This is a genomic window from Pseudomonas sp. Z3-8, assembly GCF_051131975.1.
Taxonomy (GTDB): Bacteria; Pseudomonadota; Gammaproteobacteria; order Pseudomonadales; family Pseudomonadaceae; genus Aquipseudomonas.
This window is the reverse complement of the sequence record NZ_CP071643.1, coordinates 4,690,049-4,704,062: the sequence shown is the minus strand read 5'-3', so window position 1 is coordinate 4,704,062 and position 14,014 is coordinate 4,690,049. Positions and strand designations below refer to the sequence as shown.

The window sequence follows — 14,014 nt, the reverse complement described above, 5'->3', positions numbered from 1 at the left end:
AGCCGTTTACATGACGAAGTTTTCACAAAGGGATGACCTGGCAGCTACAAGCCGATCCCTAAGGTGGCGCCATCAACTCTGGAGGCGCCATCGATGTCCAATCCCATCAAGCTAGCTTTTTCCGCCAAGTACGACGAGCGACATGCCCAGCAGTACCTGCGCAAACACAAGACGGGGCTGAGCCGCCGTCTTTCCCACCATCGGGACGAACAACTGGCCCGGCGCGCCTTGATGCTCGCGGGCGACCCGGGCCTGGTCCTGGACTTGCCGTGCGGAGCCGGACGTTTCTGGCCGCTGCTGGCCGAGAAAGCCGGCCGGGTAATCATCGGCGCGGACAATTCCACCGCCATGCTCCAGACGGCATTGAAGGCACAACCGGCCGATGTCGTAAAACGGGTACAACCTTTGCACACATCTGCGTTCGACATCGCCTTGCCTGATAACGCCGTCGACAGCATTTTTTGCATGCGCCTCTTGCACCACATCGGCGAACCCGCGCACCGACTGGCGATATTGAGGGAATTCGAGCGTGTCACCCGTGACAGCGTAATCGTTTCATTGTGGGTCGACGGCAATTTCAAGGCCTGGAAACGCAAGCGCCTGGAGCGCACCCGTGGGCAGAAAGACTACCAGAACCGATTTGTGTTACCGGTCGCTACAGTCGAAGAAGAGTTTCGGCAGGCCGGGTTTCGCATTGAGGAACAGTTGGATTTCCTGCCGCTCTATGCCATGTGGCGAGTTTATGTATTACGCAAGGGGTAGCAGGCATGGTTGTACAGGTAGCAGGAGCCCAGGCGGCTTTTCGTAGTTGCTTTGACCAGATCTGGAATCAGCGTGGCGAGTGGGTGGAAGCCCCCAATACCCGGCGTGGCGGCGAAAGCGGTGTGCAGCGGATCAGCCATGATGGCGAGCTGTTTTATTCCAAGCGCCAGACCGGACACATTTACCGTAGTCTGCTGCACCCGTTCGGCCGTCCGACGGTGTTGCGTGAAGAGCGAGCGCTGCTGGCCCTGGCGGAACTCGGCGTCACGGTACCCCAGGTGGTCTTTTGCGGCGCGCAGAGAGACCCGGTCCACAAGTGGCGGGCGCTGCTGGTCACCCGCGCTCTGGACGGCTTCGAGGAAATCGGGCATTGGTATGCCGCAGGCGGCCGCGAGCGTCATGGCGAGGCGGTCCATGATCGTCTCCTCCAGGCCCTGGCCGAGAACCTCGCCCGCATGCACAAGGGACGCTGGCAGCACAGTTGCCTCTACATCAAGCATGTATTCGTGCGAGTAACCGGAGAGGGCGAGTCGGCCAAGGCCGAAGTGGCGTTGCTCGATCTTGAGAAATGTCGCCAACGGCTGACCGCACGCGGCGCGGCGTTCCATGACATGAGCCAGCTGCGGCGCCATTCGTCGTTCCAGGATTGCGACTGGGGAAAACTCGTCTATTTTTACGAGGCGGCGTTTGGCAGCGCTATCAAAGGTTTATCCCGATGAAACTAGAAATTGCTAGAGGTTTGTTTTTAGTCGGAGCCCTGGCAGTTGCATCCCTGGCGCTGGTGGTGTGGGAGCAGCCACGCTCGCAGATCCTCAGTGCCTCCACTGTCGGTGCACATTGCCCGGTGCCTCGGGTGGCCAAGGCCAGCGAGGCGATCCAGCCGGACGACGACCTGTTGCTGTTCATGTTCAGTCTGTCCCAGGGCATGCGACCGCAGAGTTGAGCGTCAGGTAGCCCAACACGGCCCCGATATCTGCATGCCTCAGGCTTTGTCCGGCTTGGCCAGCAAGGTGTAGACACACGGCAGCACGAACAACGTGAACAAGGTGCCGATCGACATGCCGGTGGCGATGACCGTGCCGATGTCGAAGCGGCTCACTGCGCCGGCACCGGTGGCCAGGATCAACGGCACCATGCCAAACACCATGGCAGCAGTGGTCATCAGCACCGGACGCAGGCGAATCGATGCGGCCTGTTCCACTGCGTCACGCGGGCTCAAGCCTTGCTCCTTGCGCAGCTGGTTGGCGAATTCGACGATCAGGATGCCGTGCTTGCTGATCAGGCCGATCAGGGTCACCAGCCCCACCTGGGTGTAGATGTTCATGCTCGACCAGCCGAGGAACAGCGGAATCAGTGCGCCGCAAATGGACAACGGCACCGTCACCAGGATCACCAGCGGGTCGCGGAAGCTTTCGAACTGCGCCGCCAGCACCAGGAAAATGATTGCCAGGGCCAGGCCAAAGGTGACCCATAACGCGCTGCCTTCCTGGACGAACTGACGCGAAGCTCCGGCGTAATCAAAGGCGAACCCTGTCGGAGCTTCCTCAAGGGCTATCTGGCGAACCGTCTCGATGGCCTCGCCCATGCTTACCGTGGGAAAGCCCGAGATCGTGACGGCATTGAGCTGCTGGAACTGGTTCAGTTGCCGCGGTCGTGCCTGGTCGCTGACCTTGATCAGCGTCGACAACGGAAGCGACTCGCCCTGGGCGTTCTTTACGTAATAATTGTTCAGCCAGTCCGGATTGTCCCGGAATGGCCGCTCGACCTGGGCGATGACCTTGTAGCTACGCCCCTCCAGCGTGAAGCGGTTGATCTCCGCCTCGCCCAGCAGTGTCGCCAGCGTGCCGCCGAGGTCTTGCATCGAGACGCCCATCTGGGCGGCTTTGGCGCGATCGATGTCCACTACGACTTCAGGCTTGTCGAACGCAAGGTCGATGTCCATGAAGGCGAACTTGCCGGACTCCAGCGCACGCTTCTTGACCCGTTCGGCAATCTGCAGGAGCGTCGTGTAGTCCTTCGGCGAGTTGATGACGAATTCGAAGGGCAAGCCTTCGCCGGTGCCGGGCAGCGAGGGCAGGTTGAAGCCGAAGATCTGCAGGCCGGGCACGCTTTCCAGCCTGGCCTGGACTTCCGGGAGGATTTCCATCTGGGTGCGGCTGCGTTCGTTCCAGGGCTTGAGCAGGAAGCCGCCGATGCCCGACTGTACGCCGTTGTAGCCGTTGATCTGGAACGAAGAGTAGTACTCGGGGAATTCCTTGAAGATCGTGATGAAGTGATCGGTGTAAGCGTTCAGGTAGTCCAGGTTGGTGGTCTTCGGGGCGTTGGCCATCATGAAGATGATGCCCTGGTCCTCGTCAGGCGCCAGTTCGGACTTGGTGAACATGATCAGCACCGGAATCAGCAACAGCACGAGCACGGCGAATACCAGCACCACCGGCCGAGTGTTGAGCGTGCCGTGAAGCATGCGCTGGTAACGGGCCTTCAGGCGCTCGAAGATCACGTCCAGCCGATGGGCCAGCCCCGAGGGGTTCTGGTCATGACGCAGCAGCATCGCGCACATCATTGGGGAGAGGGTCAGGGCGACGATTCCAGAGATCACCACCGCCCCGGCGAGGGTCAGGGCGAACTCCTTGAACAGCGCCCCCGTCAGGCCTTCGAGCAGGCCGATCGGTGCATACACCGCCGCCAGCGTGATGGTCATCGAGACCACCGGCATGGCGATTTCCCGCGCGCCTTCAATCGCGGCGTCGAACGGTGTCTTGCCTTCCTCGATGTGCCGGTGGATGTTTTCCACCACCACGATGGCGTCGTCCACCACCAGGCCGATGGCTAATACCATGGCCAGCAGTGTCAGCAGGTTCATGGAGTAGCCCATCAACTGCATGAAGAACATCACGCCGATCATCGACAGCGGAATGGTCACTACCGGAATGAGCACCGAGCGCAGGGCGCCGAGGAACAGGAACACCACGACGATGACGATCAGCACCGCCTCGAACAGGGTCTTCACCACTTCGTCGATGGAGGCCTGGATGAACAGCGTGGCATCGTAGGCGATCTCGGCCTTGAGGTTGGACGGCAGCTGGGCCTCCATTTCCGGCATGATCTTGCGCACTTCCTTGATGACATCGAGGGGGTTGGCCCCAGGGGTTGCCTTGATCCCGATGTACACCGAAGGGGTACCACCGAAAGAGCTGATGGTGTCGTAGTTTTCGGCGCCCATCTCCACCCGCGCCACGTCCCGCAGCAACACGCGGCTGTCACCGTCAGTCTTGAGCGGGATGCCGGCGAATGCCTCGGCGGATTTGAGTTCGGTGTTGGCGTTGATGCTGGTGACCACGTACTCGCCTTTCACTTCACCAGCAGCGGAGAGAAAGTTGTGCTGGCGCACGGCGTTGGTCACGTCGGCGGCGGTCAGGCCGAAGCCTGCGAGCTTGACCGGGTCCAGCCACAGGCGCATGGCGAATACCTGGTTACCGAGGATCTCCGCTTCAGCCATGCCCGGCAGCGTCGCCAGTTTTGGCTGGATGACGCGCGACAGATAATCGGTGATCTGCGGGTTGTTCAGCTCCTTGCTGAAAAAACTGATGTACATCAACGCCGAGGCATCGGCTGCCTCGCGGCTGAGGACCGGGTCCTCGGCGTCCTGGGGCAGTTGATTCTTCACCTCGTTGGCCTTGGCCAGCAGTTCGGTAAAGAGCCGGTCGCTGTTGGAACCGATGCGCGCGTAGACCGATATGACCGAGAAATTCTGGCGGCTGACCGAGGTCATGTAGTCGATGCCCTCGGCACTGGCCAGGCTTTGCTGCATCGGTTGGGTGATGTAACCCTGGATGGTCTCGGCGTTGGCCCCGGGGTAGGCGGTGGTCACCGTGATCAGGGCATTTTCCATCTGTGGATACTGGCGCAGGGGCAGCTTGCTCCAGGCCTGGAAGCCCAGCAGCACGATCAACAGGCTGACCACGGTGGCAAGCACCGGGCGGCGGATGAACGGATCGGTAAAGGCCATGGGGGTTCCTTGATCAGTCCGCGCGCGGTGGGCTGTTCTGTTCGGTCAGGGTCTTGTCGTCGCTGATGGCGATGGGCGTACCGTTGTCGAGCTTGATCTGGCCGGCAATCACTACTTCTTCGCCGCGCTGCACGCCCTTGGCCACCAGGACCTGCCCGTCACGGCGCTCACCGGTTTCGACAAAACGCCGTTCGGCAATCAGGATCGGCTGGCCCTTGTCATCCTTCTCGACACTGCCATCGGCGGTTTTCTTCTGAGTGACCACGTACATGGAATTGCCATAGAGGGTGTAGGTCACGGCGCTCTCCGGCACGACGATACCGACAGCGACGTCCGGCAGGATGACGTTCAGGTTGGCGAACATGCCGGGCAACAGCTTGCCGTCGGGGTTGGCGAGCGTGGCGCGCACGAGCACATTACGGGTGCTGTCCTCGACCTTGGGGTTGATTGCGCTGATGGTGCCAACGAAGGTCTGGCCGGGATAGGCCGAGACGCTGACGTTGACTGGCTGGGCAACCGCCAGCCGAGGCACCGTCTGTTCAGGAACGTAGAAGTCGACGTACAGGCTGCTGAGGTCCTGCAGGGTCGCGATCACCGTGCCGCTGGCGAGGTAGTCGCCGACATCCACCTGGCGGATGCCGATGGTGCCGCTGAACGGCGCGACGATGTGTTTTTTCGCCAGCGAAGCCTTGAGCTGGTTGACCGTGGCCTGGTTCTTCTTCAATTGGGCCGAAAGCCGGTCGAACTCGCCCTTGGAAATTGCCTGGCTGCCCACCAGTTGTCGGCCACGGCCGAAATCCAGTTGCGACAGGCCAAGGTCGGCCTGGGCAGTTTCCAGCAGGGCGCTTTCGACTTCGCTGTCCAGTTGCAGGATCGGTTACCCGGCCTTGACCTTCTGGCCGGATTCGAACTGGACCTTTTGCACGGTGCCGGCGATTTCCAGGCTCAGGTCGACGCCTTGCAACGCCTTGAGGCTGCCGACAGTGGGCAGGCGGGCTTGCCAGGGCTGTTCGACGGCCTTGGCCACCGCGACGCTGACCGCAGGTTTGGGCGCAGAGAACATCTGGATCTGCTGATAGATGGAATAGGCCTTGTAGCCCGCCAGCGCCAGCACCACCAACAGGACAACACCCAACATGATCAGCATGCGTCGTCGCAGCATGTTCCACTTCCTTGGAAAATAGCCGAGAGAAATACAGACAGGCGGGCACCTTACCTTGAGTGCCCGGAGGATTCCAATCGGTGTTTGTCGGCAATGTGTAAGGTTTTCCCTGCGCCCTCCGCGCTTGCAGCTCAGACCAGATGCAGATGGTTGTCCCAGAGCCCTGCCGGCAGATCCAGCGGCTTAGCAACCAGTTGTGCCTGTCGACAATCGTAGTAGCGGCAACGCCCCTGGCCCGACGTCACGACAAACCCGTCGGCTACCGCGCCGACCCCGGCGCAGTCCGGCAGGGGCGCGTCGAGGCGAACCTCGCCGCTGTCCAGGTCCCAGATGAAAAAGCGGTTGCCCCGTGGCGCCGTCAGGGCCACCAGGCGCAGGTCGCTGTGCACGGCGACGCTGGCGGTGTAATGCCCCATGGCTTGCAACTGGTATTCAGGTACCGGGAACGCCTTGAACGGTTGGCCCGGACGCTTGATCGCGAGCAATTCGGACGATTCGTGGGCCGCTCCCATGAACTGCTGGCCGGTGACGATGGTGCCATCGCTGGCGATGCCCATATGGCGCACGCTGTTCATCTGCTGGGCGAGGGTTTCCTTGCTCAACAGCGTGCCATCGCGGTGCATCAGCACCAGGCTCGGCTCCATGGCGTCGAGGTTCATTTCGACCCGGCTTTCGGCCTCGGTGCGGATGCCGCCGTTGGCCACCACCAGCGTCTCACCGTCGGGCAGCCACGACACTTGGTGAGGGCCGATGCCGTGGGTGGACAGTTCGCCACTGTGCACCAGCCGTTCGCCTTCAAAACGGTACACGCCGAGCAGGCCGCGTCCCGGATCGCTGGTATCGTTTTCTGTGGCGTACAGCCATTCGCCGCTCTTGTGGATCACCGCATGACCGTAGAAATGCCGGTTCGGCAGCGAGGTGATGGTTTGCAGCAGCGTGCCGTCGCGCAGGTCGACCAGATAGCTTTCGGTGCCCGGGCGGCGGGCGACGAACAGGGCGATCGGCAGCGCCGGGTGATTGATGATGTCATGGCAGCGCTGGCCAACCTGGGTGGCGAACACCCGTGTGCCGTCCAGTCGATAGCCGACCGCGTAGTGCTTGCCGTCGGCATCGTCCCGTGCCGACAGCAGTAACGGACTCTTGTCCTTTTGCTTGAACAGCGTCCAGCCGCCCAGGGTGATGGCGCCGAGCAGCAAGCTGCCCAGCGTCAGAGCCTGACGTCGAAACATGATCAGTCACCGTCGTTGGCGTTGAAGCCCAGTTGAATGCCCAGCGCCTTGGCCAGTTCGCCTTCATGCAGGCGATGGACGACGTTGAGGCTGTCGTACAAATCGTTGAGTTGCTGGCGCCCGGCGTCGTCACCGAGCATTTCGGTCAGTGAGCGCTGGCTGCTGGCGAACAGTTTCAACGAGGCGTCGTAGGCGGCGTCGATCTTGTCGGCCAGCGGCTTCTGCTCGCTTGGCAACAAACCTCGCAAGCCTTTGTTGTCGACGCCAACCCACACGGTCCGGGCGGCGCTCAGGCTGGCCTCAAGCCCTTGCAACGACGACTGGCTGCGCCATGCATCGGCCTGGAACGGTTGCGGCACGCCCTTGCTCTGGCGGCCCATCGGCGTGCCGAGTTTTTTCTTCAAGGTGTCCAGGGCGGTCACCTGGACCCGCAGCAGGTCGGCGATCGCTTCATGGGAGTCGGCGTAGCGCTGGTTCGGGAACTTGCTCATCTGGGCGAGCATGCCGTCGTTGGTGTTCCACCGCGACAGGATCTCTTCGGCCAGTTGCTTCTGGCGTTCGCCGATGGCGATCAGCAGCGGGCAGTACTTGGCTTTCTGGGCGCTGTCGGCCATGTCGATCTTTGCGTCGAACAGCAGGTATTCGTAAGCCGAGAGCCCTTGCACGACGACGCTGGACTTGGCCAGGCCGGCGGCGTCGATCTGCGGCTGGCTGTTGACCAGTTGCTCGACCTGGCGGCCGACGAGGTTTTTCTTGTCCGGCCAGAACTGTACCTGCCAGGCGCGGTTGCCCTCCGCCAGCGGCCCGATCAGTAGCGGCTGGAGTTCAGCCCAGGCTTTTTGTGCCTTGAGGAAATCGGCGCGGGCGGTTTCCAGGTTTTCCTTGCCCTGGCAGAACGCCAGGGCGCTGGTCGCCAGTTGGCGGTCGGCCTCGACCCAGCGACTGTAGGTCGGCAGGATCACCTGCTTGGCGATGGCGGCCGAGGTGACCGCTTGCGGGTCCTGGGGCGAGCAGGCACCCAGGGCGATGGCGGCGAGGCTGGTGAACAACAGCTTGGGACGGAACATGTCGGGCTCCCGTTTTTCGGAAAGTGCGTTTAAAGAGAGTTCAGGAAAGCCAACAGCGCAGCGCGCTGCTCGGCGTTGAATGCTAGAACCTGTCGCTGCGCCGCCTGGGCTTCGCCGCCATGCCAGAGCACGGCTTCGAGCAGGTTGCGGGCGCGACCGTCGTGGAGAAACTGGGTGTGGCCGTTGACGGTTTCGGTCAGGCCGATGCCCCACAGCGGCGGGGTCCGCCAGTCGCGGCCGCTGGCCTTGAATTCGCTGCGGTTGTCCGCCAGGCCTTCGCCCATGTCGTGCAACAGCAGGTCGGTGTAGGGACGGATGACCTGGTTCGCCAGCTCGGGTTCGGCGGCATCGGCGGACGTGGTGTACTTGGGGGTGTGGCAGGACTGGCAACCGGCCTGGAAAAACAGGTTCTTGCCCGCCAGCACCTGGGCCGAACCCACCTCGCGGCGGGCCGGCACGGCGAGGTTGCGGCTGTAGAACAGGACCAGCCGCAGAATGTTGTCGCTGACTTCCGGTTCGCCCTCCGGGCCGTTGCCGTTGGGCGCGCGCTGGCAATCGAGCTGGGCCTGGGTGCAGTCGTCGAAGGGCCGCAGGCTGGTCGTCAGGCCCATGTCGCCGGAGAACGCATGGACGTTCTGTTGATTGAGGTTCGGTTGTCCGGCCTTCCAGCCGAAGCGCCCCGGCACGGTTTTTTGCTGGACGTCGTCCCAGACCATGTTCGGGCGACCGGCGATGCCGGTGTTCTCCCGCGCCTGGGACTCGGCATTGGCCAGGATGGCTGCATCGGGGATGGCCTCGAGCAGACCCAGGCCGATCATCGGCGGTGCGACACGGGCCGAAAATCGTGTGTCGGGGTGCATCGGGCCATAGCCCAGCTGGGTGATCTGCAGGCTCGGCTTGCGCAATTCGACGACGGTGCCGTCCTCGAAGCGCACCGGGACGGGAGAGTAATCGACCCTGACCTTGCCTTCCGGCGCGACGCCCGGCACGGACATGTCCTGCAATTGCCCGCCGTAGACCGGCTCCGGTACGACGCCGAGTTGTTCGATGAGCTTGGCGTAGGGCGGCGCATCGGGGATCGACAGGCGTACCAGCATCGACACCGCGCTGCTGGCATCCGGTGCCGGCGGATGGCCGCGACCGTCCTTGATGTGGCAGTTCTGGCAGGCGTTGGTGTTGAACAGGGGGCCGAGGCCGTCCCGGGCGGTAGTGGTCGAGGGCGCGATTACCCAGGGACTGCGGAAAAAACTGTTGCCGACGCTGAAGTCCACGCGCCGCGACGGCGGCAGATTGGCCGAGGGCAGCGAGAAGGCGTTCTGGTCGGCCTTGCGTACTGTCGCGCTGCCGCCGGATCTGGCTTCGCCGGGCTCGGCCTGGGTAAAACGCGGGGCGTCATCGCAGGCCGTCAGGCCCAGGGCCATGAACAGAGCGCACAAGCGAAGAGGCAACGACAGCATTGGAAATCCTGCGGGACGAGTGAAACGCGGGGGCAAAGTCTAACAGGGTGGGGGAGTTTGAATAAGAGGAATTATCGTTTGGTTCGAGGCAGATGCTTCAACCGCGTGGCGGTGGACGGCCTTTTTCGACTATCGCCCCCAAGGGAGCAATAGTCGAGGCACACGCAGCTATCGGGGATTATTCGGCGTTGCACAGCGCCAGGCAGTTATCCAGCATGCGGTTGGAGAAACCCCATTCGTTGTCATACCAGGCCAGTACCTTGAGCAGCTTGCCGCTGGCCTTGGTGTGGTTGGCATCGAAGATCGACGACAGCGGGTTGTGGTTGAAGTCGCTGGAGACCAGCGGCAGGGTGTTGTAGCCAAGGATCTTCGAATGCTGGCTGGCCTGCTTGAGCAGCGCGTTGACCTCATCGGCCGAAGCTTCGCGCTTGAGTTGCACGGTCAGGTCCACCAGCGACACGTTGATCACCGGCACGCGCACGGCCATGCCGGTCAGCTTGCCCGCCAGCTCCGGCAGCACCAGGCCTACCGCTTCGGCGGCGCCGGTCTTGCTCGGGATCATGTTCTGGGTGGCCGAACGGGCGCGGTACGGGTCGCTGTGATAGACGTCGGTCAGGTTCTGGTCGTTGGTGTAGGCATGGATGGTGGTCATCAGGCCGCTTTCGATACCCAGCTCGCGGTGCAGCACCTGGGCCACCGGGGCCAGACAGTTGGTGGTGCACGAAGCGTTGGAAATGATCTGGTGGGACTGGCGCAGGATGTCATGGTTCACGCCATACACCACGGTCGCGTCGGCGCCCTTGGCCGGGGCCGAGATGATCACCTTGCGGGCGCCGGCGCTGATGTGCGCGGCGGCCTTGGCGCGGTCGGTGAACAGGCCGGTGCATTCGAACACGACGTCGATCTTTTCGGCGGCCCAGGGCAGTTCGGCCGGGTTGCGGATGGCACTGACCGCGATGCGGTCGCCATTGACCGTCAGGCTCTCGTGATCGTGCTGCACGTCGGCATCAAAGGTGCCGTGGACGGTGTCGAACTTGAGCAGGTGAGCATTGATCGCGCTGTCACCCAGGTCGTTGATGGCGACGATCTGCAAGTCGCGACGATAGCCTTGGGTATACAGTGCACGGAGGACGTTGCGGCCGATGCGGCCGAAACCATTGATTGCGATTCGAAGAGTCATTAACTGCGCCGCCGTCGGTTTGTTGTTGGAATTACAAGATTATTCGCATAAAAATAGAAAACAAGCCTTTTTAGTGGCAATATTTTGTTTTATCTACAACGAGTGACCTGAATCAACTGGTCCGATTGGTCAAAAACCGTTTGTCGCCCTGTCTTTCCTGCGGTGTGCAACGGGCTTCTAACCAGCATAGACAATCAGGTCGCCACATCCGTTAGCCTGGAGTTCTACACATGCATCCCCGCGTACTTGAGGTCACCGAACGGCTTATCGCCCGCAGTCGCGCTACTCGCGAGGCTTACCTTGCACTGATCCGCGGTGCAGCCAGCGACGGTCCGATGCGCGGCAAGCTGCAATGCGCCAACTTCGCCCATGGCGTTGCCGGTTGCGGCACTGAAGACAAACATCACCTGCGGATGATGAACGCCGCCAACATCGCTATCGTGTCGTCCTATAACGACATGCTCTCGGCCCACCAGCCGTACGAAACCTTCCCGGAACAAATCAAGAAAGCCCTGCGCGAGATCGGCTCGGTCGGCCAGTTCGCCGGCGGTACGCCAGCCATGTGCGATGGTGTGACCCAGGGCGAGGCGGGGATGGAGCTGAGCCTGCCGAGCCGCGAAGTGATCGCGTTGTCCACGGCGGTGGCGTTGTCCCACAACATGTTCGACGGTGCCTTGATGCTGGGCATCTGCGACAAGATCGTCCCGGGGCTGATGATGGGCGCGCTGCGCTTCGGTCATCTGCCGACGATCTTCGTGCCTGGCGGGCCGATGGTCTCGGGCATTTCCAACAAGGAAAAGGCCGATGTGCGCCAGCGCTACGCCGAAGGCAAGGCGACCCGCGAAGAGCTGCTGGAGTCGGAGATGAAGTCCTACCACAGCCCAGGTACCTGCACGTTCTACGGCACCGCCAACACCAACCAGTTGCTGATGGAAGTGATGGGCCTGCACTTGCCGGGCGCCTCGTTCGTCAACCCGAACACGCCGCTGCGCGATGCCCTGACCCGCGAAGCGGCGTTCCAGGTGACGCGCCTGACCATGCAGAGCGGCAACTTCATGCCCATCGGCGAAATCGTCGATGAGCGTTCGCTGGTCAACTCCATCGTTGCGCTGCACGCCACCGGTGGCTCCACCAACCACACCCTGCACATGCCGGCCATCGCCATGGCGGCGGGCATCCAGCTGACCTGGCAGGACATGGCCGACCTCTCCGAAGTGGTGCCGACCCTGAGCCACGTCTACCCGAACGGCAAGGCCGATATCAACCACTTCCAGGCGGCGGGCGGCATGTCGTTCCTGATTCGCGAACTGCTGGAAGCCGGCCTGCTCCACGAAAACGTCAACACCGTGATGGGCCATGGCCTGAGCCGTTACACCCAGGAACCGTTCCTGGAGGACGGCGAACTGGTCTGGCGCGATGGCCCGACCGAAAGTCTCGACGAAAGCATCCTGCGTCCGGTCGCCCGGGCCTTCTCGCCGGAAGGCGGGTTGCGGGTGATGGAAGGCAACCTGGGCCGGGGCGTGATGAAGGTCTCGGCCGTGGCCCTGGAAAACCAGGTCGTCGAAGCCCCGGCCATGGTGTTCCAGGACCAGCAGGACCTGGCCGATGCGTTCAAGGCTGGTCTGCTGGAGAAGGATTTTGTCGCGGTGATGCGCTTCCAGGGCCCGCGCTCCAACGGCATGCCGGAGCTGCACAAGATGACGCCGTTCCTCGGCGTGCTGCAAGATCGCGGCTTCAAGGTGGCGCTGGTCACCGACGGGCGCATGTCCGGCGCATCGGGGAAAATCCCGGCGGCCATCCATGTCAGTCCCGAAGCCTATGTCGGCGGCGCGTTGGCTCGGGTGCGCGAGGGCGATATCATCCGTGTCGATGGCGTCAAAGGCACCTTGGAATTGAAGGTGGACGCCGAGGAATTCGCCGCGCGCGAACCGGCCAAGGGCCTGTTGGGCAACAACATCGGCACCGGTCGCGAGCTGTTCGGTTTCATGCGCATGGCCTTCAGCTCGGCAGAGCAGGGCGCCAGCGCCTTCACTTCTGCCCTGGAGACGCTTAATTGAAACTGGCTTTGGTCGGTGATATCGGTGGGACCAACGCACGTTTCGCGTTGTGGAAGAACCACAACCTGGAAAACATCCAGGTGCTGGCGACGGCGGATTACGCCTGCCCGGAAGATGCCATCAAGGTTTACCTGAGCGGGATGGGCATGGCGCCGGGTTCCATCGGCTCGGTGTGCCTGTCGGTGGCCGGTCCGGTGAGTGGCGATGAGTTTCGCTTCACCAACAATCACTGGCGCTTGAGCAACCTGGCGTTCTGCAAGACTTTGCAGGTGGAGAAGCTGCTGCTGGTCAACGATTTCTCCGCCATGGCCCTGGGCATGACCTGCTTGCGTCCCGATGAATACCGGGTCGTCTGCCAGGGCACGCCGGAGCCGATGCGCCCGGCGGTGGTGATCGGCCCGGGCACGGGGCTGGGCGTCGGTACGCTGCTGGACCTGGGCGAGGGCCGTTTCGCGGCGTTGCCGGGGGAGGGCGGGCATGTCGACCTGCCGATGAGCAGTCCGCGCGAGACCCAGCTCTGGCAGCACATCTACAACGAAATCGGCCACGTCAGCGCCGAAACGGCACTGAGCGGCAGCGGTCTGCCTCGTGTGTACCGGGCGATCTGCGCGGTGGACGGCCATGAGCCGGTGCTTGATACCCCCGAGTCGATCACCGCCGCCGGCCTGGCCGGCGACCCGGTCGCCCTGGAGGTGCTCGAACAATTCTGCCGTTGGCTGGGGCGCGTGGCGGGCAACAATGTGCTCACCGTGGGCGGGCGTGGTGGCGTGTACATCGTCGGCGGCGTGGTCCCGCGCTTTGCCGATTTTTTTGTCGAGAGCGGCTTCGCCAGATGCTTCGCCGACAAGGGCTGCATGAGCGATTATTTCAAAGGCATTCCGGTCTGGCTGGTGACGGCGCCTTATTCCGGCCTGATGGGCGCGGGCGTGGCGTTGGAGCAGTCCTCCGCAGTTTGAGATGCGCCCACTGTGGGAGCGAGCTTGCTCGCGATGACGGCGTGCCAGTCGCCATTTATATTGGCTGATACATCGCTATCGCGAGCAAGCTCGCTCCCACAAGGGGCCATGGTGTTTGCAGATCCCGTCCATCAG

The 14,014-nt window shown here is 62.6% G+C and carries 10 protein-coding genes and 1 pseudogene; 5 read left to right on the top strand and 6 right to left on the bottom strand.

Annotation, left to right across the window (positions count from 1 at the left end):
* The first annotated feature begins 93 nt into the window (after nucleotides 1–93).
* From J3P94_RS21545 to J3P94_RS21535, 3 genes are read left to right on the top strand one after another with little or no spacing between them, the layout of a single operon-like run.
* The gene (locus tag J3P94_RS21545) at nucleotides 94–762 is read left to right on the top strand and encodes a class I SAM-dependent methyltransferase (protein WP_434569588.1); all 669 of its coding nucleotides are present in this window, start codon (nucleotides 94–96) and stop codon (nucleotides 760–762) included.
* Between the two features lie 5 nt (nucleotides 763–767).
* Complete coding sequence (locus J3P94_RS21540) at nucleotides 768–1,481, top strand: lipopolysaccharide kinase InaA family protein (RefSeq protein ID WP_434569587.1); 714 nt, start codon at nucleotides 768–770, stop codon at nucleotides 1,479–1,481.
* Nucleotides 1,478–1,705 (top strand): hypothetical protein, encoded by a 228-nt coding sequence (locus J3P94_RS21535; RefSeq protein WP_305496339.1) that lies wholly within the window; start codon nucleotides 1,478–1,480, stop codon nucleotides 1,703–1,705. Before J3P94_RS21540 ends, J3P94_RS21535 begins: the two co-directional genes overlap by 4 nt.
* Nucleotides 1,706–1,744: 39 nt before the next feature.
* Here J3P94_RS21535 and J3P94_RS21530 read toward each other — a convergent pair whose 3' ends face one another.
* From J3P94_RS21530 to gap, 6 genes and pseudogenes are all read right to left on the bottom strand, one after another.
* Nucleotides 1,745–4,771: a multidrug efflux RND transporter permease subunit gene (locus J3P94_RS21530; protein ID WP_434569586.1), complete on the bottom strand. Its 3,027-nt coding sequence runs from the start codon at nucleotides 4,769–4,771 to the stop codon at nucleotides 1,745–1,747.
* Between the two features lie 13 nt (nucleotides 4,772–4,784).
* A pseudogene (locus J3P94_RS21525) lies at nucleotides 4,785–5,933 on the bottom strand (efflux RND transporter periplasmic adaptor subunit).
* A gap of 131 nt (nucleotides 5,934–6,064) precedes the next feature.
* On the bottom strand, nucleotides 6,065–7,162 hold the full coding sequence (locus J3P94_RS21520) for a DUF1513 domain-containing protein (RefSeq protein WP_434569585.1): 1,098 nt from the start codon (nucleotides 7,160–7,162) through the stop codon (nucleotides 6,065–6,067).
* A 2-nt stretch (nucleotides 7,163–7,164) separates the two neighbouring features.
* Entirely contained in the window at nucleotides 7,165–8,229 is a 1,065-nt protein-coding gene (locus J3P94_RS21515) for an imelysin family protein (RefSeq protein ID WP_305496335.1), read from the bottom strand.
* 29 nt (nucleotides 8,230–8,258) lie between these two features.
* Nucleotides 8,259–9,686 (bottom strand): di-heme oxidoredictase family protein, encoded by a 1,428-nt coding sequence (locus J3P94_RS21510; protein WP_434569584.1) that lies wholly within the window; start codon nucleotides 9,684–9,686, stop codon nucleotides 8,259–8,261.
* Between the two features lie 178 nt (nucleotides 9,687–9,864).
* Nucleotides 9,865–10,866: a type I glyceraldehyde-3-phosphate dehydrogenase gene (gene gap, locus J3P94_RS21505; RefSeq protein WP_305496333.1), complete on the bottom strand. Its 1,002-nt coding sequence runs from the start codon at nucleotides 10,864–10,866 to the stop codon at nucleotides 9,865–9,867.
* A 230-nt stretch (nucleotides 10,867–11,096) separates the two neighbouring features.
* Between gap and edd the strand changes: the two genes are divergently transcribed.
* Nucleotides 11,097–12,923, top strand: a complete 1,827-nt coding sequence (edd, locus tag J3P94_RS21500) for a phosphogluconate dehydratase (protein WP_434569583.1) — start codon at nucleotides 11,097–11,099, stop codon at nucleotides 12,921–12,923.
* Nucleotides 12,920–13,879 (top strand): glucokinase, encoded by a 960-nt coding sequence (locus tag J3P94_RS21495; RefSeq protein WP_434569582.1) that lies wholly within the window; start codon nucleotides 12,920–12,922, stop codon nucleotides 13,877–13,879. The genes edd and J3P94_RS21495 overlap by 4 nt, the downstream gene beginning before the upstream one ends.
* Nucleotides 13,880–14,014: the final 135 nt, after the last annotated feature.